Consider the following 18,564-nt stretch of genomic DNA (forward strand, 5'->3'; position numbering starts at 1 on the left):
GACCGAGGAGAACTGCGATGACGCACTACCTGATGACCGTGCACGGCCCGGCCGAGATGAACGAGTTCGGCAGCTACGGGTCCAAGGAGGAGATGGAGGAGGCGTTCGCCGCCACCGGCGCCTTCAACGACAGGCTGAAGGCCGAGGGCTACTGGGTCTTCGCCGGCGGCCCGGCGCCCGCGTCCACGGCGACCGTCGTCGACGGCCGGGGCGACAAGCCGCTGATGACGGACGGTCCCTATCTCGAGACCAAGGAGGTCATCGGCGGGTTCTGGGTCATCGACGCCCCGGACATCGACGTCGCGCTCAGCTTGGCGGCGGAGGGCTCCAAGGCGTGCCGGGGCAAGGTCGAGGTCCGCCCCTTCGACGGGCTGGCCTGATCACACCTTCTCCAGCACCAGTCCGGCCATGACCTCCGGGTCCGACAGCATGTCGATGGCCACGATCTTGTCGTCCACGATGGTGAAGTCGAAGACCACCTTGGCCTCGCCGCGGTACATCCAGGCTGCCCCGGCGAGGCCGTCGACGATCGTGGTGAAGAGCGCCGCCGCGCCACCGTTGAAGCGGTTGGCGACGTCGTGCGCTCCGACGAGCAACGGCACCGGGCCGCCCATCGCCACGGACGTGGCGTCGGCACGGCACACGACGGACGGGTCGAGCAGCGCGAGCAACGAGTCGAACTCACCCGCGCGCGGCCTTGAGGAAGGCGTCGACCACTTCGCGCCCGGGAGCGGTCGCCGGGGTGGTGCCGCGGATCCGGCGACGCCCGCGGGACGCGAGCTGACGGGCAGCGGCGGGGGAGCGGTCGAGCATCTCCGCGATCTCGTCGAAGGACACGGCGAACAGGTCGTGCAGCACGAAGGCCACCCGCTCCGGCGGGGTCAGCTCGTCGAGCACGGTCTGCATCGCGCCGCCCACCGCCTCGGCGACCACGGCATCGTCCTCCGGGGTGGGAGAGGACGAGGCTCGCTCGAGGTGCGTGTCGACGAGGTCCTCGCGCCGCGCCGTACGGGAGCGAAGCTGGTCGAGGCAGATCCGGCTGACCACCGTGGTCAGCCATCCGCGGAGGTTCTCGACGTCGGAGACGTCGGTGCGCGAGTAGCGCAACCAGGCCTCCTGCACCGCATCCTCGGCGTCGCCGCCGGGTCCCAGGACGCGGGTGGCCACGGCCACGAGGTGGTTGCGGTGGTCCTCAAAAGATTCCATGTCACATTCCTTCGCTTCGATCCGTCACCAGTCTGACGAACCAACCGCGCCGGATGTGACCGGCAGACCTGAGGAGCCAACCATGAGCAACCACTCGATCGTGATCCCCGTCCAGGACCTCGCCGCCGCGACGGCCTTCTACACGACCGCGTTCGGCGTCGAGCCGCACACGGACACGCCCTACTACGTCGGGTTCAACCACGGCGGGCAGGAGATCGGGCTCAACCCCAACGGCCACGTGGGCGGCATGGCCGGCAGCGTGGTCTTCTGGAACGTCGACGCCGTCGCCGGCAAGGTGGCGGAGGCGGAGGCGGCCGGCGCGAGCATCGTGCAGGCCGCCACTGAGGTCGGCGGAGGCACGACGACGGGGATCGTCACCGACACCGACGGCAATCAGCTCGGCTTCATCACGCGCTCGTGACCTCGTCGACCTGATGGTCCACGTCGAGCCCGGCCCGCCAGGTGTTCCAGTGCCAACCGAGGTAGCGCTCGATCGCGCGTACGACGTGGGCCGAGCGGATCGACGGGAAGATGTCGAAGGCGTGCTGGGCGCCGGGCAGCTCGGCGTACACGACCGAGTTCTTCGAGACTCGACGCAGCTTCTCGACGAACGCGCGGGCCCGGCCGACGTCGACGAGGGTGTCGCTCTCACCGTGGATGACGAAGAAGTCGGGCTCGTCACCGTCGATGCGCAGGATGGGGGAGGCGGCTTCGAAGGCCTCCGGGTCGTCCTCCCACCGCTTCTGCAGCACCCGCGGGCCCAGGAAGCCGTCGCGCATGCCCTTGGCGCTGCGCAGTCCGGTCGACCCGGCGAAGTCGTAGACGCCGTAGTGCGGGATCGCGGCCCGGACGCTCGTGTCGGCGTCCTCGAAGCCGGGCTGCCACTCCTTGTCATGGGGAGTGACCGCGGCGAGCGCGCACAGGTGGCCGCCGGCCGAGCCCCCGGTGATGACGATGTAGTCGGGGTTGCCGCCGTAGTCGGCGATGTTCTCCTTGATCCACGCGATCGAGCGCTTCACGTCGATCACGTGCGCCGGGAAGGCATCGCGGGGTGAGAGGCGGTAGTTGATCGCCACGCAGACCCAGCCGCGCTGGGCCATGTGCTGCATGAGTGGGATGCCCTGCTGGTCCTTCTTGCCGATCGTCCAGCCACCTCCGTGCACCTGCAGCAGCACGGGAGCTCCGGCGAGCTGGTCATCTGCCGCCGGGCGGTAGATGTCGAGCATCGAGCGGCGGCCGAACTCGGCATACGCGATGTCCTTCTCGACGCGTACAGCGCGGTCCTTGAAGCTGAAGGGGTTGAGCAGCTTGCGCCACGGCGTGGCCGGGTCGGCCGGAGTGGGGACGGCGTCGAGCTGCTCGCCGTAGTCGACGCCGAGGCCCTCCACCAGCGCGTCCTCGACACGGTCCTTGACCTGCTGGGACTGCCGGATGACGTGCGCCGGGCCGGCGGAGCTGGCAGCGGCCAGCGCGAAGCCGAGCCGGGTACGGCGACGGGAACGCCGTGCAGGGCGGAGCTGGGCCGCCGAGTCGAGCGCCGTCAGGGTCAGCATCTGCGGCGCCAGCTCGCCGAAGACCCAGCCGGCGAGGAAGGCGGGGACCCCGGCACGCGGTCCGGTGACGGGTCGCAGGGCGTTGGCGGTCAGGGCGGCCACGATGGCCCGGCGTCGCAAGTAGCTCACGTACCGATGGTATCCGTCACAGGAGCGGAACTAGAACGTGTTCACCTCGTTGTCGGATCATGCCGACCTTGGATCGCCTGTCCGGACTGGACGCCAGCTTCCTCTACCTCGAATCGCCGGAGCAGCTCATGCACGTCTGCGGCCCGGTCATGCTCGACCCGGCGACGATGCCCGGCGGCTACTCGTTCGCCGCGATGCGCGCCGGCATCGACGAGCGTGTCCGCGACGTCGCGCACTTCACGCGCAAGCTGAAGAAGGTGCCGCTGCGCCTCGACCACCCGGTGTGGGTGCAGGACGCGCACTTCGACATCGAGCACCACGTGCACCGGCTCGCGCTGCCGCAGCCGGGTGGCTACCCCGAGCTCACCGAGCTCCTCGGACAGCTGGCCGGGATGCCGCTCGACCGATCGCGCCCCCTGTGGGAGATGTGGGTGATCGAGGGTTGCGCCGACGACCGGGTCGCGATCTTCACCAAGATGCACCACGCCACCGTCGACGGCGTCTCCGGCAGCAACCTGCTCTCGCACCTCACCAGCCTCGAGGCCGATTCCGAACCGCTCGGGCTCGGCGGCAAGGGCAGCCACGGGCACGCGCCCAGCGACCTCGGCCTGCTGGGTCGCGGGCTGGTCAACCCGGTGACGCGTCCGCTGTCGCTCCCGCGGCTGATCACGCCCTCGACGCAGATGATCGCCGGTTCCGCTCAACCGCGCGCAAGGGTACGGCGATGGCCGCCCCCTTCTCGGCGCCGCGCACGTCCTTCAACGGCACGATCACCGGCCACCGCGCAGTCGCGCTGTCGACCATGAGCCTCGACGACATCAAGGCGGTCAAGGAGGCGACCGGCTCGACGGTCAACGACGTCGTCATGGCGGTCACGGGTGGCGCCCTGCGCTCCTACCTCGCCGATCGCGGCGAGCTGCCCGCGACGTCGCTGCTGGCCACGGTGCCGGTCTCGGTGCGGTCCGTGTCGAAGCGCGAGCACGGCGCCAACAAGGTCTCGGCCCTCTTCGCCAAGCTGGGCACCGACCTGGACGACCCGCTCGAGCGGCTGCAGGAGCTGACCGCGGCCAACCGGCACGCCAAGGACCACCAGAAGGCGATCAGTGCCGATGCGCTCCCAGGACTGGGCCGAGTTCGCCTCGCCCAGCACGTTCGGACTGGCCGTGCGGGCCTATGCCGGGCTCCGGCTCGCCGAGAAGCACCCGGTCGTGCACAACCTCGTGGTCTCCAACGTCCCCGGACCGCCGGTGCCGCTCTACTTCGTCGGAGCCCGCATCGAGGGGATGTTCGCCTTCGGACCGGTCTTCCACGGCGCTGGCCTCAACATCACCGTGATGAGCAACAACGGCGAGATGCAGGTCGGCGTGATCGCCTGCCGCGAGTCCGTGGCCGACGTCGACGACTGGCGCAGCGCTTCCCGGCCGAGCTGGAAGCACTCACGGATCTCATCGACGCAGCTCGCCCCTCCGTGCCGCCACGGTGACGGCCGCCTCGACGAAGGCCGGCACGAAGAGCTCGGCCTGCAGCACGCACGACGCGTGACCGGCCGGGACCTCGTGCACGGTGGCGCCGGGGATCCGGCGGGCCGGGGGCGTACTGCCGTGACGGCGGGATCACCCGGTCGCGCTGCGTGACGACCACCGCGGTCGGTACGTCGATGCGTGAGAGCCACGGTCGCGTGTGGTGTCGCCCCAGCGCGGCCAGCGCCTGACCCACGGCCCACGGGCTGGTCCGGCGCAGCTCCACCGGGGCCCACTCGTGGATGTCGCTCGGCGCGAGGTCGACCGCACGGGCGGTGCGCCGGGCCACGTGCGTCAGGGTGCGTGAGCGCGACAGGCCGCGCAGCCCGAGCATGGTGGCGCCCATCGACGCGTGGAAGCCCTTCTCCCACGGCGTCGGCCGGAAGTGGTCGGTGGTCGCGCCGAGCACCGGGCCCTCGATCAGGGTGGGGTGCTGCCGCCACACCCGCTGCGCCACGATCGAGCCCATCGAGTAGCCGCCGATGATCGGGTCTCGCAGCCCGAGCACCTCGATCACGGCCGCGGCGTCGTCCGCGCAGTCGGCGAGGGAGAACTCCTCGGACTGGATGCCGCGCCCGTGCCAGCGCTGGTCCATGGTCACGACCCGGAAGCGTTTCGACAGCGGCCCGATCGCGGGATACCAGCTGAGCAGGCCGGTCGTGCCGAGCGCGTGCAGCAGCAGGATCGCGGGGGAGTCGGCCTCGGGTCCCGGTGTGTCGGTGACGAAGGTGGAGCCGCGTCCGGGGAGGTCCAGCATGTCGCCGTACGGAATCCGCGCGTAGGGCATGTAGACGCTCCGCCGGACGGCATCGAGCGGGAAGGCCATGTCCGCTAGAGTAGAACACGTTCTAGGCATGCTCGTCGTCGGAGGTCACCTGTGTCGGAAGAAGTCGAGGCGGTCGCGGCCGTCGTCGCTGACGCGATCACGCGCACGTCGGACTGGGCCGCCCCGGCCGGGTCCGGACTGCTCTCCCCGGTGGTGCCGACCGACCACGGGGGCGAGGGCCCGGGACTGGCCGAGCTCGCGGTCGTGCTGCGCGCCGTCGGGAAGCACGCCGTCCAGCTGCCCGTCTGGGAGACGCTGTGCGTCGGCGCGCTGACCCTCGCCGCCGCCGGCAGCGAGGACCAGCAGAAGTCACTCCTGCCCGGCATCGCGAGCGGCGACGTCGTGCTCGCCGCCGCGCTGCGCGAGGTCGGACCGGGCTTCCCGGCCGTCCCCGCCGCGGTCGTCACCGGTGACCGCGTCACCGGTCGCAAGATCTCCGTGCAGTACGCCGATCGCGCGGCCGCCCTCGTCGTGAGCGCCGTGCTGGACGGCCGGCCCGTCGTGGGACTCGTCGACCCGACGTCCGACGGCGTCACGCTCGTCGAGTCCGCCTCGAGCCGTGCCCTGCTCGACGGCGTCGTCGAGCACACCGTCGCCCTCGACGACGCCCCGATCGACCTGCTGCCCGGCGCCGACGCGTTCCGCGTCGCGCACGACAACGCAGTGGCCGGGCTGGTGGTGCTCGCCGCCGGACTCCTCGCGGGCGCCCGCGACCTCACGGCCGACCACGTCAAGACCCGCACGCAGTTCGGGCGCGCGCTGGCCGAGTTCCGGAGCCGTGGCCATGCAGGTCGCCGACGTCCACATCGCCTCGCGCACCCCGGACCTCGTCGCCGACAACGCGGTCTGGCGGATCGCGAACGGTCTGGACGTGCGCGACGACCTCGCCGTGGCGGCCTACTGGACGTGCGCCGAGGCGCCGGCCGCGATCCACACCTGCCACCACCTGCACGGCGGCATGGGGGTCGACGAGACCTACCCCCTGCACCACCACTACTCGTGGCTCACGGACATCACGCACGCCCTCGGCGGTCCCGCGGGGACCCTGCCGCTCGTCGCGATCGAGTCGGCGGACGCCAAGAACCTCGAGCTCACCGATTCACAGCGCGACCTCAAGGCCGAGCTGCGTGCCTACTTCTCGACTCTCGTGGCCGCCGACGACCACCGCGAGATGACGCGTGATCGGCACGGTGCGACGTACCAGAGGACGATCCGGCAGTTGGGCGCCGACGGCTGGATGGGCGTCGGGTGGCCGGAGGCGGCACGGCGGTCGCGGGCTCGGCGAGGTCGAGCAGACGATCTTCGCCAACGAGGCGCAACGGGCCGACGTGCACCTGCCGGCGGTGACGCTGCAGACCGTCGGGCCGACGCTGCAGAAGTACGGCACGCCGCGACAGAAGGAGCTGTTCCTGCAGCGGATCCTCGCCGGCGACGTGCACTTCGCGATCGGCTACTCCGAGCCCGATGCGGGCACCGACCTCGCGTCGCTGCGCACGACCGCCCGCCGCGACGGGGACCACTACGTCGTCAACGGGCAGAAGATCTTCACCACCGGCGGTCACCGGGCCGACTACGTCTGGCTCGCGGTGCGCACCGATCCCGACGCACCCAAGCACAAGGGCATCTCGATCCTGATCGTGGACACGACTGATCCGGGCTACTCGTGGACGCCGATCATCACCGTCGACGGCGCTCACCACACCAACGCGACCTACTACTCCGACGTGCGCGTCCCGATCGACATGCTGGTCGGCGACGAGAACGCCGGCTGGAAGCTGATCACCACCCAGCTCAACCACGAGCGCGTGATGCTCGGTCCCGCTGGACGGCTGGAGGGGCTGCGCGATCGGGTAGCGGCGTGGGCTTCAGGCATGGGGGTCCCGGATCATCCCGACGTGCAGGCCGCGCTCGGTGAGGTGACGGCCATCTTCCGCGTCAACGAGCTGCTCAACTGGGAGGTCGCCCGGGCGGCCTCGATCGGGGAGATCAGCGTCGCCGACGCGTCGTCGTCGAAGGTGTTCGCCTCCGAGCGCGTGCAGTACGTCGGCCGCGTGCTCGCCGACGTCGTCGCCCGGCACGGCGACCCGTCCGATCCGGCGACCGCCGCACTCGTCACCTACCCGGACGGGCAGGCGAAGCGCAACCTCGTCATCACGTTCGGCGGCGGGGTCAACGAGGTGATGCGCGAGCTGATCGCGATGTTCGGGCTCGGCCTGCCGCGGGTGCCGCGATGACGCACGACGAGATCATGGCCCGGGTCGACGAGCTGATCGCGGCGGGCGAGACCGAACCCCGCGAGGCGCTCGACGAGGTCAACCTGCCGATGGTCCGGCACTGGGCCGAGGCGATGGGCGACACCAACCCGCGCTGGGCGTCGGTCGCTCCGCCGGCGATGGCGCAGGTCTGGACGATGCACGGCCTCGACCCGCACCGGCCGGCCAGCGATCCGCTGCACGGCACGATGCAGCTGCTCGACGAAGCGGGCTTCACGTCGGTCCCGGCCACCAACAGCGACCAGACCTATGCGCGCGAGCTGGTCCCCGGCGAGCGGCCCGCGATCACGACCCGCTTGGAGTCGGTGGTGGGGCCGAAGACGACCGGCCTCGGCGAGGGCTACTTCGTGACGACGTAGAACACCTGGCGGGTCGCCGGTGAAGCCGTCGCGACGATGACGTTCCGGGTGCTCAAGTTCAAGCCAGCTTCACGAGTCGATCCGACCCAGACCGTGCGCCCGGTCATCAACCGCGACACCGCCTTCTTCTTCGAGGGTACGGCGAACCGCGAGCTCCGCATCCAGAAGTGCAACGCCTGCGGAGTGCTGCGCCACCCGCCCGGCCCCGTGTGCCCGTCCTGCCACGCGATGGACCGCGGACACGTCGTCGCGAGCGGTCGGGGGGTCATCCACTCGTTCCCGGTCCACCACGCGCCGTACGTCCCCGGCAAGACGCTGCCGCTCCCGCTCGCGCTGGTGGAGCTGGAGGAGGGTGTGCGGATGGTCGGTGCGGTCCGGGGCCCCGGCGTGGAGATCGGCGCGCCCGTGCAGGTCGTGTTCGACCGGATCGACGACGACCTGACGCTGGCCTCGTGGACGACCTCCGAGGACTCGGTGGCTGAGGTGGGCCGAAGGCTCGTCACGAAACCGGCACCAGCCTCCGACCTGCCCGTGTCATCCCTCCCCATCACCCCGACGCTCATCGTCTCGACGGCGCTGGCCACCCGCGACTTCCGGGACGTCCACCACGACCGCGACCTCGCCGTCCAGCGCGGCTCCAAGGACATCTTCCTCAACATCCTGACCACCACCGGCCTCGTGCAGAAGTACGTCGTGGACTGGGCCCGGCAGCAGGGCTCGCCGGACGCGCGCGTCACCGCGTGCACGCTGCGGCTGGGTGCGCCCGCCTACCCGGGCGACACCCTCGAGCTCACCGGCACGATCGTGTCGCGGTCGGAGACGGAGGTCGTCGTGGACGTGGTCGGAGCCGTGTCGCCGGGCGCCCACGCGACGTCGAGAGTGACGGTGTCGCTGTGATCCCCTTCAGTGGTGCGGCCGCGATCGCCGGCATCGGCGCGACCGAGTTCTCCAAGGCCTCGGGACGCTCGGAGCTCCAGCTCTCCTGCGAGGCGACCCTGAGTGCGCTGGCCGACGCCGGCCTGACGCCCGCCGACGTCGACGGGCTCGTCACGTTCACCATGGACAACTCGTCCGAGATCGCGCTGGCCCGCGAGCTCGGGATGGGCGAGCTGTCGTTCTTCTCCCGCATCAACTACGGCGGCGGTGCCGCCTGCGCGACCGTGCAGCAGGCCGCGATGGCCGTCGCGACCGGGATGGCGACCACCGTCGTCGCCTACCGCGGCTTCAACGAACGCTCCGGCGACCGCTTCGGCCGAGGTCTCCCTCGGCGCTGCCGCCCAGTCAACACCAACGGCCTCGACAACGCCCTGGACCTACCCGCACGGGCTCTCCACGCCGGCCGCGACGGTCGCCATGCAGGCCCGGGCGCTACCTGCACGAGTACGGCGCAACGTCGGCCGACTTCGGGCGCGTGGCCGTGGCCGACCGGCGGCACGCGGCCACCAACCCGGCCGCGTTCTTCTACGAGAAGCCGATCACGCTCGCCGACCACCGGGCCTCGCGCCTGATCGCCGACCCGCTCCGGCTGCTCGACTGCTGCCGGGAGAGCGACGGAGCTGCGTTGCGATCGTGGTGACGACGACCGAGCGCGCCCGTGATCTCGCGGCGGGCGCCGTACCCATCGTCGCGGCAGCGCAGGGGAGCGGCGCCGACCAGTTCGTGATGACGTCCTACTACCGCGACGACATCGGCATCCCGGAGATCGGTGTCGTCGGGCGTGCACTGTGGGCGCAGTCGGGCCTCTCACCGGCCGACATCGCGACCGCCGTCCTCTACGACCACTTCACGCCGTACGTCCTGATGCAGCTCGAGGAGCTCGGGTTCTGCGGACGCGGCGAGGCGCCGGGCTTCATCGCCGACGGCGCGATCGAGCTCGGTGGGCGGCTCCCGATCAACACCCACGGCGGCCAGCTCGGAGAGGCCTACATCCACGGCATGAACGGCATCGCCGAAGGCGTCCGACAGATGCGCGGCACGTCCTTCAACCAGGTCGACGGCGCCGAGCACGTGCTCGTCACCGCTGGCACCGGGGTGCCGACCAGTGGGCTGATCATCGGCGTGGACCGCGAGGTTTGATACTGGTCCCCGGGGGAACTACCCGGTGGTCATTCAACAGCGCGAGAAGCATGGAGTCACAGTGGGCAAGGAAGTGCACGCGTCGTTCGCTGGAATGAAGGCCTACGCGGAGCTGTGCCGGACCCGGGAGAGCATCCCGGGCAAGGTCGAGGACGTCGTCACCGGTTCGTGCGCCAACTTCGGCGCGTTCACCGGCTTCATGGATCTCTTCGAGGGCGGCTATCGCGATGCCCGGGCGACGGTCGCCGCGGAGATCGCGCGAGCGAGGAAGGCCGCTGGCGATCTCGCCTCCAACATCGACCTCACCGTCAAGGACTTCCGGGAGACCGACTCGGGTGTCTCCAACGACCCGGGCAAGATCACGGTCAAGATCGACTGCGCTGCCGATCCGGGGAGCGCCCCCGGCCACCCGGACGGACCCGGTGTTCCTGCGGGGATCAAGACGGCCAACTCGGGCGCCACCACCGTGGCCAACGCGGAGAAGATCGCCGACCACCTGCCCCAGCACCTGCCCGACGGTCTGCCCGGTCGGACGCCGCAGCTCGACGACGCCGGGATCCGGGGCCTGCCCACCGACGGCGTTGAGGTGGTCGTCCGGTCACCGACATGATCGCCGCCGGTCAGTCGATCGGTCAGGCCGAGAATGACGAAGACACCTACGAAGAGTTCGAGAACCGCCACCGGAAGGACAAGTGAACCCATGAGCGTCGCCTTCTGCCGACCCGTCCGGTCAGCTCTTCGCGCACTCCTCGAACGCCGAGGCCGACATGGTCGACTCGATCCTGCAGCGAGTGTGGGTTCATCCTCCGGGCCATCGACTGGGCCGCCCGCAAGCTCAACTACGACCTGATCGGCGCCATCATGGACCCGATCGCCGGTGACTTCTCGGCCGTCGACGGGATGCGCCAGGGACTGGCACGCGCTCTCGGCAGGACTCGAGTCGCTGGGTGACAACTACCAGTCCATGGCCGACAACCTCTCGACCATCTGGACCGGTGCCGCCGCAGACCGGGCCCACAAGCGCCTCACCCGCATGGCCAAGGGCCACGGCAAGCAGGCCGAGGCCGCACAACTGATGTCGATGCAGATGAACAACATGCTGACCGCCGTCAAGGAGGCCTGCAAGCTCGTCGCCAACGTGCTCGGCCTGCTGGAGGAGCTGCTGCTGTCGTTCTCCATCGCCAAGTGGGCCAAGGAGGTGCTGACCTTCGGCTCGGGCGTTCGCCGGGCGATCACGCTGATCGACAGGGCCATCACCTTCATCAAGAACCTGAACAACGTGATCCCGCCGATCCTCAAGGCTGCCGGCCTGATGGCAGTGATGTTCCGCGGCCTCAACATGGCCTTCATGCTCCCGATGTCCGCCGGACAGCACGCCGATGCCGCCAACCACATCGACGACACCGCAAATGCCGGCTTCGGCCCCTGACATGGCGTGCGGGAGGATCACACGATGAGCACTGAGGACGACGTCGAGGACGTGAGCTCCGCGATGCGCGAAGGCATGGCCGAGATGCAAGCGGTGACCGAGGACCTTCGTCGCGAGAGCGCCCTCATGAACGCCGAGGTGGACGCCGAGCGCGCCGCGCTGCGTGCCGAGCGCGCGCACGCACTGGACGACTACGCCGAGCTCGCCCGCGGGGGCGGCGCCGGAGAGGCACGCGAGGTGCTGCAGGGTCGGATGGACAGGGACGAGACGACTGGCGCGACGTCATGTCGGCCGTCGACACGCACTGGAGCGCCGAGGACGTGCGCGCCGAGATCATCGGCGACGCGCGCGCCGAGGTCGACGAGATCGAACGCAACGAGCCCGACATCGGCCGCGACCTACCGTCAGCACGCGGTCCTCCGCGAGAGCGACCGCATTGGAGAGTGGACTGATGACCCCCAGCAATGACTCGGCCGGCGAGGCCCTGAACCGCACCGTCAAGCAGATCGAGTGGTGGCAGCTGCTCCGCAGCGCGGTCCCTCTGATCGCCATCGGTATCGGGATCGGCGGGCTCTACCTCTACTTCGGTGCCACCTCGTCGCGCTACTGGGTCGGGTCCGGCCTCGCCTTCACCGGAGCGGCCCCTGGGCACAGTCGGTTACATCGGACGGCTGCGTGAGATCCGTCGCCCCGGTGCTCCGAACACCCGCCACTACCCGCTGATCTTCCCCGGCTCGGGTCCCGGTCCCGGCCGGCGCAACCATCCCGCCGTACACCGCGGGCTGACGCGTCAGGTCGGCCCGGTCTCCACCGTCTCCACGTCGACCGGCCGGGGTGTCCGGGTCTCCCGCAGTGAGACCACGCGTTCCCACGGCACGACCCGAAGGTCGTGCATCCGAGTCGCCAGTCGCTCGCGATGGAGCACCTCGTCGCTGCACTCCACGTGGAGGACCCGCAGGTCCACGCCATGCGCGGTCGCCGGGTCGAGCCACGCCTGCCGGGCGTCGGGGTGATGATTGACGGCATCCGCAATCACGGCGTGGCCGAGGCTCAGCTGCACGTCGACGAGACGGTTCGCGACGGCGTACGCCGCAAGGCCGATCGGCTGGCAGGCATCGACGCCTGCTTCGTGGAGGCCGCGCTCGATGGTGTCGACCGAGATCACGGCGCAGCCGAGATCAGCCGCGAGCCGCTTCGCGACGGTGCTCTTGCCACTGCCCGGCAGACCGGACATCACGATCAGTGTCACGACCGCGACCGTAGCGGCTCGTCGTCCTCGCGACGATCGCCAGCCGTGCAAGGCCGGCCCAGACGAAGGCGTCGCCGGGGACGTGTTGCCGGGTCCACGTGAGCTCCACGTCGCCGCCCGACGGCATCCACAGGTGAGGTGCGGCGACGAAGAGCAGAGTCCGGGCAGCGGCCGCGACCGGCCCAGCGTGACGGAGGAGCACCATCCCCAGCGGGATGGACCAGACCCAGTGGTGACTCCACGAGACCGGTGAGGCGAGCAGCGAGGCCAGCCCGGTTGCGCTGACCGCGCCGATAACGTCACCGCGACGGTGGAGCGAGCGAGATAGCCAAAGGGCGAGCAGCACGACGGTCACCGAGAGCACGAACCACGACATCCACGGGCCGTCCACGCGCGAGAGGGCCCCCATCAGCGACTGGTTGGCGGCATACCAAGGAGCACCGATCCGGCGGGCGTCCGGCAGCACCGAGGTCCAGAACCGCAGGCCGTCGCTCGGGATCAGCACGATCGGGAGGGCCACGGTGGCTGCGAAGGACGCCGCCATCACACCGGCCGCTCGCCACTGACGGGTCGCGATCAGGTAGCCGAGGAAGACCAGAGGCGTCAGCTTGATCCCGGCCGCGACGCCGGTGAGCACGCCTCGCCAGCGCGAGGTCGGCCCGACGAGGTCGCCCAGCACGAGCGCAAGCAACACGAGGTTGACCTGCCCGAAGTGCTGCGTCAGCCAGACCGGCTCGAGCAGGAGTGACGCCGGCGCGACGAGCACCAGCCACCGCGACGGCACTCCGCATCGCTGCCACACGAAGACCAGCGCCATGGCCGAGAGCAGCGGGAGCAGGAGCTCGGCCAGCACCGTCGGCAGCACCGCCAGCGGCACCATGACGAGCGCCCCGAACGGCGGATAGGTGAACGGCAGTTCGCCGTACGGCTGCGTGTAGATCGACGTCCCGTCGAGCAGGCGCTGGGCGCCGGCGCGATAGACCGCGAGGTCGAGCAGGCCGCCGGACCGTACGGCGAGGACTGCCAGCGAGGCCAGCCACGTCAGCGCGACGGCCAGCGCGAGGTCACGACGTCCGGCGGGCAGCACGCCGGGAGGCTAGGGCCACCCGATGAACGCAGCCCGACGTCAGTGCAAGTTGTCGGCGAAGAAACCCGGGACGGCGTCGACGCCCTCCTGCTGACGCTGCTCGGTCACGGTCGAGTGGCCCGCGCCCTTGAACTCGACCCGGATGAACGCGTCGCCCAGCTCGCGGGTCAGGGTGTCGAAGCGCTTCCCGACGGCCGGGTCCGGGCGGAAGCGCAGGCCGAGCACCTGTTGGCCGGCGGCGCACTTGCCCTTGACGATGTCGAGGTCGCCGGGGGAGAGGTTGACGTCGGCAGCCAGCCTCGGTGTGACCGCGAAGGGCGCACTCGGCTGGCAGAGCACGGGCGCCGTGACCGGAGCGTCCACCATCATGGCCAGCGCGAAACCGCCGGTGAAGCACATGCCCAGCGCCCCCACTCCGGGACCGCCGAGCTCCTCGTGCAGGTCGCGCGCGAGCGAGCGCAGCCAACCGGCGACGGGCGAGGTCTCACCCGCACGCAGCGTGGTGAACTCCCGGCTCACGCACACCTTGCGCAACGCGTTGCCCACCGACAGCGGGTTCATAGAGCCGCCGTCCTTTCCGAACAGGCTCGGCATCACCACCGTGTAGCCGGCATCGACCACCTCCTGCGCGAAGCGGGCCACGGACGGCGTGATGCCGGGAATCTCGTGGATCACGATCACGCCGGGGCCGGTGCCCTTCCTGTACGTCGCGTGGCTGACGCCGTCGTGCGTGTGCGAGCCCTGCGTCCGGGCGTCCGGGAGGGTCATGGCCGTCAGTGTGGCAGCCGATCGGCCACGGCCGCGATCAGGACGACGCGACCCACTCCCGGGTCGTGCATGACGTCCTCCCGGGAGAAGCGGAGCACCGTCCAGCCGTTGACGACCAGCAGGTCATAGCGCCGGGCGTCTCGGCGAAGCGCCGCGCGATCGCCGTGCCACTCGAACGAATCGGCTTCGAGCACGATCCGGCGTCGACGATCCACAAGATCAGGTCGGACGTCGAGGCCGAGCTCACCTCGGATCCCCACCTGTGGCTCCACACTGAGCCCGGGCACCTCGAGCGCGAGGGCGCGAAGGACCGACTCGAAGGGGTTGGCAGCACGTTTGTCAGCAGCAGCCGTGACACGCCGCAGCCTCGCTGAGCCCGGCCCCTTCGCAGTGTTGGCGGCCTCACGGAGCGTGTCGATCGGGTAGCCGGCACGAAGCGCCGAATCGATGATCGCGAGTGCTTCGTCGAAGGGCAGCCGGCGCCCGCACATCTCGAGCGTCTTGGCCTCCGTGGTGGCGTATCCCTCCGTCTCGTCGTGGGCGAGGTCGATCCATGACGGCGTGATCAGCTGTGCCAGCTCCTTGCCCAGGGCGACGATCCTTCGGCACGGCCACATGGGGCTTGTCCGGGATGGTCTTGACTCCCCAGCCCCAGCTGAGCGCAGCGTTGGTCAGGCACACGACCCCTGTGGCCCGCGCGGCCAGCTTGGCCGCATCGCTGACGGCAGGCACGGCGTAGCAGCCACGGGCCGCCACCGAGGATGCGCATGATGCGCTGAAGGTCCGACTCCACGCTGTTGCCCTTCCCGACGGGCCGACGGACCAAACGCGACAGATCGGCTACGGCTCAGGCGTGGAACGACGGAGCAGAGTGGCGTTGGGTCCGTTGGTCCGTTCCTTGAGTACGGCGACGGGGACTCAGAGCAGCGAGCGGTAGAAGTCCAGCGTCCGCTCGGCGATCGCGCCCCAGCTGAAGGACTCGATCGCGCGCTGGCGGCCGGCAGATCCGAGGGCGCGGGCGCGGTCGGGATCGGAGACGGCGTCGGTGAGGGCGGCGGCCGGGTCGGCGACGTACTGCTCCGGGTCGAGAGGCGTCCCCGTCCCGTCGGTGGCCTGCGAGATCGGCACCAGCCACCCGGTCTCGCCGTGGACGACGACCTCAGGGATGCCGCCGGTGGCGGTGGCGACGACGGCGGTCTCGCACGCCATCGCCTCGAGGTTGACGATGCCGAGCGGCTCGTAGATGGAGGGGCAGGCAAAGACGGTCGCGGCGGTCAGCAGGGCGACCACGTCGGCGCGGGGGAGCATCTCCTCGATCCAGACCACCCCGTCACGCGAACCGGCCAGCCCGTCCACCAGCGCGCGTACCTCCGCCGCGATCTCCGGGGTGTCGGGCGCACCTGCGCAGAGGATCAGCTGGACATCGGGCGGCAACGACGCGACGGCCCGCAGGAACAACGGCAGCCCCTTCTGCCGGGTGATCCGGCCGACGAAGATGACGCTGCGACGGTCGGGATCCAGTCCGAGCGAGCGCACCCGGTCGGGGTTGGGAGTCGGGGACCAGAGCGAGGTGTCGATGCCGTTGTGGATCACCGTGACCTTCGCCGGATCCACCGTCGGATAGCTGCGCAGCACGTCGTCACGCATCGCCGCGCTCACGGCGACGATCCCGGCCGCGCCCTCGTAGGCGGTCCGCTCCACCCAGCTCGACAGGGCGTAGCCGCCGCCGAGCTGCTCGGCCTTCCACGGCCGCATCGGCTCGAGCGAGTGCGCGGAGACCACGTGCGGGATGCCGTGCATCAGCCCGGCGAGGTGGCCGGCCATGTTGGCGTACCACGTGTGCGAGTGCACCGGGTCCGCCCCGGCACAGTCGTCGACCATCGCGAGGTCGACCCCGAGGGTCCGGATCGCCGGGTTGGCGGCGGAGAGCGAGTCCGCTTCGGCGTACGCCGTCGTGCTCTCCTCGGACCGAGGCGCGCCGAAGCAGCGCACCCGGGCCTCGATCTCCGGCACGGATCGCAGGGCCCGGACGAGCTCGGCGACGTGCACGCCGGCGCCCCCGTAGATCTCGGGTGGGTACTCCTTGCTGAGGACGTCGACTCGCATGGTCGTGAACCTACTAGCGCTCAAGGGTGGTCGCGCGGTCCCAGCACCACTAGTTTCGGGGCATGAGCGCCCACGGCCGCAAGAAGATCCTCGCCATCGTCCCGGCCGGCGGTGAGGGCAAGCGACTGATGCCACTCACCGCGGACCGGGCGAAGCCGGCCGTGCCCTTCGGCGGGATCTACCGCCTGATCGACTTCGCGCTCTCCAACGTCGTCAACTCCGGCTACCTCAAGGTCGTCGTGCTGACGCAGTACAAGTCGCACAGCCTCGACCGGCACGTCACCACGACTCGGCGGATGTCCACGCTGCTCGGCAACTACGTCACGCCCGTGCCGGCCCAGCAGCGGGTGGGCAAGCGGTGGTACCTCGGCAGTGCCGACGCCATCTTCCAGTCGCAGAACCTCCTCGTCGACGAGCAGCCCGACATCGTGGTCGTCGTCGGGGCCGACCACGTCTACCGCATGGACTTCGCGCAGATGGTCGAGCAGCACGTCGAGTCCGGTGCCGGCTGCACGGTGGCGGCGATCCGGCAGCCGATCTCGCTGGCCGACCAGTTCGGCGTGATCGACGTCGACCCGGCGTCGCCGTCGCGGATCCGCGCCTTCTCGGAGAAGCCGACCGACCCGGTCGGGCTGCCCGACTCGCCGGGTGAGGTGCTCGCGAGCATGGGCAACTACGTCTTCGACGCCGACGCCCTCGTCGACGCGGTCACCCGCGATGCCGAGCTCGAGCGCTCCAAGCACGACATGGGCGGCGACATCGTGCCGTGGTTCGTCGACCGCACGGAGTCGGCCGTCTACGACTACAAGGACAACGTCGTGCCCGGCTCGACCGACCGCGATCGCGGCTACTGGCGCGACGTCGGGACGATGCGCTCCTACTACGACGCCCACATGGACCTCGTCTCGCCGCTGCCGGTCTTCAACCTCTACAACAAGGACTGGCCGATCTTCACCAGCCACGGTCCGCACCCGCCGGCCAAGCTGGTCGAGGGCCATGCCGGTGGCGCCGTGACGACCTTCAACTCGATCCTGTCGCCGGGGGTGGTGGTCAGCGGCGCGAGCGTGAGCCAGTCGGTGCTGTCGCCGTCGGTCTTCGTCCGGGAGGGCGCCGAGGTCTCCGACTCGGTGCTGATGGACGGCGTGCGCGTCGGCGAGGGCGCGATCGTGCGCAGCTCCATCCTCGACAAGGGCGTCGTGGTGCCGCCCGGGGTCCAGATCGGTGTCGATCCCGAGGCCGACCGCGCCCGCGGCTTCGTCGTCGAGGACGGGCTCACGGTGCTGGCCAAGCAGCAGCAGGTCCCGAACTGATCAGAGGGCGTCGCGCTGCGAGACGAGGTGAGCGCGTTCGACCTCGTTGAGGCAGGCCGCGATCGCTCGGTCGAAGGCCGCTCGCGCGGCGTCGAGGTCGCCGTTGCGCGACAACAGCTCTGCTCGTACGGCGGCAACCCGGTGCGTGGAGGGGATCTCGATGCCCTCCGGGGCAGCGAGACCAGCGGCCGGCCCACGTGCCTCGGTCACCGCGACCGACCGGGCCGGGCGCGCGCTCGGCGTCGGTGCGATGTCGAGCAGTGCGTCGTACAGGCTGACGATCCGCTCCCAGTGGGTCTCCTCGGGAGTCGCGGCCGGGGGCGTGCTCGGCGGCGATGCGTGCCTGCAGGGTGTAGGCCGCAGCCTGCACCGTGATGGGTCCGCGGGCGGCAACGGAGGAGACCGGGCGCTGGGCCTCGGCGATCTCGTGGTGGTGCCACAGGGTGCGGTCCCGGTCGGGCAGCAGCACGAGGTGGCCGTCGTGGGCGCGCGCATCGCGGCGCGAGTGCTGGAAGATCATCAGCGCGAGCAGCGCCACCAGCACCGGCTCGGACGGTCGGAGCGCCAGCACGGAGCGGACCCGGGAGGATCGCTTCTCCCGCCGGGGCGGCCCGGAGCAGATCGGCGCCCGTTCCGGGCGCGTAGCCGGCGGTGAACGCGAGGTAGGCGGTCT

22 protein-coding genes and 5 pseudogenes are annotated in these 18,564 nt (G+C 70.4%); 16 read left to right on the forward strand and 11 right to left on the reverse strand.

The window, feature by feature from the left end:
* The first annotated feature begins 17 nt into the window (after positions 1-17).
* The gene (locus tag LP418_RS23405) at positions 18-380 is read left to right on the forward strand and encodes a YciI family protein (RefSeq protein WP_257953885.1); all 363 of its coding nucleotides are present in this window, start codon (positions 18-20) and stop codon (positions 378-380) included.
* Here the strand turns inward: LP418_RS23405 and LP418_RS23410 are convergent, their stop codons facing one another.
* Together LP418_RS23410 and LP418_RS23415 are read right to left on the reverse strand one after the other, a co-directional pair.
* A complete protein-coding gene (locus LP418_RS23410; protein WP_257953886.1) occupies positions 381-671 on the reverse strand; it encodes a hypothetical protein in 291 nt (96 codons plus the stop codon).
* A gap of 10 nt (positions 672-681) precedes the next feature.
* Entirely contained in the window at positions 682-1,206 is a 525-nt protein-coding gene (locus tag LP418_RS23415; protein WP_257953887.1) for a sigma-70 family RNA polymerase sigma factor, read from the reverse strand.
* Between the two features lie 82 nt (positions 1,207-1,288).
* On the opposite strand from LP418_RS23415, the gene LP418_RS23420 reads away from it, so the two are divergent.
* Positions 1,289-1,627 (forward strand): VOC family protein, encoded by a 339-nt coding sequence (locus LP418_RS23420; protein ID WP_257953888.1) that lies wholly within the window; start codon positions 1,289-1,291, stop codon positions 1,625-1,627.
* Here the strand turns inward: LP418_RS23420 and LP418_RS23425 are convergent.
* Positions 1,614-2,888, reverse strand: a complete 1,275-nt coding sequence (locus LP418_RS23425; protein WP_257953889.1) for an alpha/beta hydrolase — start codon at positions 2,886-2,888, stop codon at positions 1,614-1,616. The genes LP418_RS23420 and LP418_RS23425 overlap by 14 nt on opposite strands.
* A 128-nt stretch (positions 2,889-3,016) precedes the next feature.
* On the opposite strand from LP418_RS23425, the pseudogene LP418_RS23430 reads away from it, so the two are divergent.
* Both LP418_RS23430 and LP418_RS23435 read left to right on the forward strand, forming a co-directional pair.
* Positions 3,017-3,951, forward strand: a pseudogene (locus tag LP418_RS23430) (wax ester/triacylglycerol synthase family O-acyltransferase); the annotation flags it as partial.
* Positions 3,952-3,997: 46 nt separating this feature from the next.
* Positions 3,998-4,522 (forward strand): WS/DGAT domain-containing protein, encoded by a 525-nt coding sequence (locus LP418_RS23435; RefSeq protein WP_257957164.1) that lies wholly within the window; start codon positions 3,998-4,000, stop codon positions 4,520-4,522.
* Between the two features lie 16 nt (positions 4,523-4,538).
* On the opposite strand, the pseudogene LP418_RS23440 reads toward LP418_RS23435, so the two are convergent.
* Positions 4,539-5,264, reverse strand: a pseudogene (locus tag LP418_RS23440) (alpha/beta fold hydrolase); the annotation flags it as partial.
* A 21-nt stretch (positions 5,265-5,285) separates the two neighbouring features.
* Between LP418_RS23440 and LP418_RS23445 the strand changes: the two are divergent.
* The 11 genes and pseudogenes from LP418_RS23445 to LP418_RS23495 all read left to right on the forward strand — a co-directional run.
* Positions 5,286-5,513, forward strand: a pseudogene (locus LP418_RS23445) (acyl-CoA dehydrogenase); the annotation flags it as partial.
* 505 nt (positions 5,514-6,018) lie between these two features.
* Positions 6,019-6,177 (forward strand): annotated as a pseudogene (locus LP418_RS23450) (acyl-CoA dehydrogenase); the annotation flags it as partial.
* 235 nt (positions 6,178-6,412) lie between these two features.
* Positions 6,413-7,468 carry an acyl-CoA dehydrogenase family protein gene (locus LP418_RS23455; protein ID WP_257953890.1) on the forward strand — a complete coding sequence of 352 codons (1,056 nt, stop codon included), beginning with the start codon at positions 6,413-6,415 and terminating at the stop codon, positions 7,466-7,468.
* Positions 7,465-7,866: a MaoC family dehydratase N-terminal domain-containing protein gene (locus LP418_RS23460; protein WP_257953891.1), complete on the forward strand. Its 402-nt coding sequence runs from the start codon at positions 7,465-7,467 to the stop codon at positions 7,864-7,866. Before LP418_RS23455 ends, LP418_RS23460 begins: the two co-directional genes overlap by 4 nt.
* 36 nt (positions 7,867-7,902) lie before the next feature.
* The gene (locus LP418_RS23465; protein WP_257953892.1) at positions 7,903-8,763 is read left to right on the forward strand and encodes an OB-fold domain-containing protein; all 861 of its coding nucleotides are present in this window, start codon (positions 7,903-7,905) and stop codon (positions 8,761-8,763) included.
* On the forward strand, positions 8,760-9,374 hold the full coding sequence (locus LP418_RS23470) for a hypothetical protein (protein ID WP_257953893.1): 615 nt from the start codon (positions 8,760-8,762) through the stop codon (positions 9,372-9,374). The genes LP418_RS23465 and LP418_RS23470 overlap by 4 nt, the downstream gene beginning before the upstream one ends.
* Before the next feature lie 64 nt (positions 9,375-9,438).
* On the forward strand, positions 9,439-9,942 hold the full coding sequence (locus tag LP418_RS23475; protein WP_257953894.1) for a thiolase C-terminal domain-containing protein: 504 nt from the start codon (positions 9,439-9,441) through the stop codon (positions 9,940-9,942).
* A 61-nt stretch (positions 9,943-10,003) separates the two neighbouring features.
* Positions 10,004-10,552 carry a hypothetical protein gene (locus LP418_RS23480; protein WP_257953895.1) on the forward strand — a complete coding sequence of 183 codons (549 nt, stop codon included), beginning with the start codon at positions 10,004-10,006 and terminating at the stop codon, positions 10,550-10,552.
* A 267-nt stretch (positions 10,553-10,819) separates the two neighbouring features.
* Positions 10,820-11,371, forward strand: a complete 552-nt coding sequence (locus tag LP418_RS23485; protein ID WP_442939990.1) for a WXG100 family type VII secretion target — start codon at positions 10,820-10,822, stop codon at positions 11,369-11,371.
* Between the two features lie 24 nt (positions 11,372-11,395).
* Positions 11,396-11,839, forward strand: coding sequence for a hypothetical protein (locus tag LP418_RS23490; protein WP_257953897.1), 444 nt, complete (start codon positions 11,396-11,398; stop codon positions 11,837-11,839).
* Complete coding sequence (locus tag LP418_RS23495) at positions 11,823-12,050, forward strand: hypothetical protein (protein ID WP_257953898.1); 228 nt, start codon at positions 11,823-11,825, stop codon at positions 12,048-12,050. Before LP418_RS23490 ends, LP418_RS23495 begins: the two co-directional genes overlap by 17 nt.
* A gap of 111 nt (positions 12,051-12,161) precedes the next feature.
* On the opposite strand, the gene LP418_RS23500 is transcribed toward LP418_RS23495, so the two are convergent.
* The 5 genes from LP418_RS23500 to glgA all read right to left on the reverse strand — a co-directional run bounded on the left by LP418_RS23500 (position 12,162) and on the right by glgA (position 16,581).
* Positions 12,162-12,620, reverse strand: a complete 459-nt coding sequence (locus LP418_RS23500) for an AAA family ATPase (RefSeq protein ID WP_257953899.1) — start codon at positions 12,618-12,620, stop codon at positions 12,162-12,164.
* Positions 12,550-13,707, reverse strand: a complete 1,158-nt coding sequence (locus LP418_RS23505; RefSeq protein WP_257953900.1) for a glycosyltransferase 87 family protein — start codon at positions 13,705-13,707, stop codon at positions 12,550-12,552. The genes LP418_RS23500 and LP418_RS23505 overlap by 71 nt, the downstream gene beginning before the upstream one ends.
* Before the next feature lie 39 nt (positions 13,708-13,746).
* Entirely contained in the window at positions 13,747-14,475 is a 729-nt protein-coding gene (locus LP418_RS23510) for a dienelactone hydrolase family protein (protein WP_257953901.1), read from the reverse strand.
* 5 nt (positions 14,476-14,480) lie between these two features.
* Positions 14,481-15,092, reverse strand: coding sequence for a DUF559 domain-containing protein (locus LP418_RS23515; protein WP_257953902.1), 612 nt, complete (start codon positions 15,090-15,092; stop codon positions 14,481-14,483).
* A gap of 301 nt (positions 15,093-15,393) precedes the next feature.
* Entirely contained in the window at positions 15,394-16,581 is a 1,188-nt protein-coding gene (glgA, locus tag LP418_RS23520; protein WP_257953903.1) for a glycogen synthase, read from the reverse strand.
* A 62-nt stretch (positions 16,582-16,643) separates the two neighbouring features.
* Here glgA and LP418_RS23525 point away from each other — a divergent pair, with 62 nt between their 5' ends.
* The gene (locus LP418_RS23525; RefSeq protein WP_257953904.1) at positions 16,644-17,891 is read left to right on the forward strand and encodes a glucose-1-phosphate adenylyltransferase; all 1,248 of its coding nucleotides are present in this window, start codon (positions 16,644-16,646) and stop codon (positions 17,889-17,891) included.
* Here the strand turns inward: LP418_RS23525 and LP418_RS23530 are convergent, their stop codons facing one another.
* Together LP418_RS23530 and LP418_RS31415 are read right to left on the reverse strand one after the other, a co-directional pair.
* Entirely contained in the window at positions 17,892-18,101 is a 210-nt protein-coding gene (locus LP418_RS23530; RefSeq protein WP_257953905.1) for a hypothetical protein, read from the reverse strand. It abuts the gene before it with no gap.
* A 250-nt stretch (positions 18,102-18,351) separates the two neighbouring features.
* Positions 18,352-18,411, reverse strand: a pseudogene (locus tag LP418_RS31415) (hypothetical protein); the annotation flags it as partial.
* Positions 18,412-18,564 lie beyond the last annotated feature (153 nt).

Origin of the sequence: Nocardioides sp. B-3, from assembly GCF_024703895.1 — a bacterium.
Lineage (GTDB): Bacteria > Actinomycetota > Actinomycetes > Propionibacteriales > Nocardioidaceae > Nocardioides.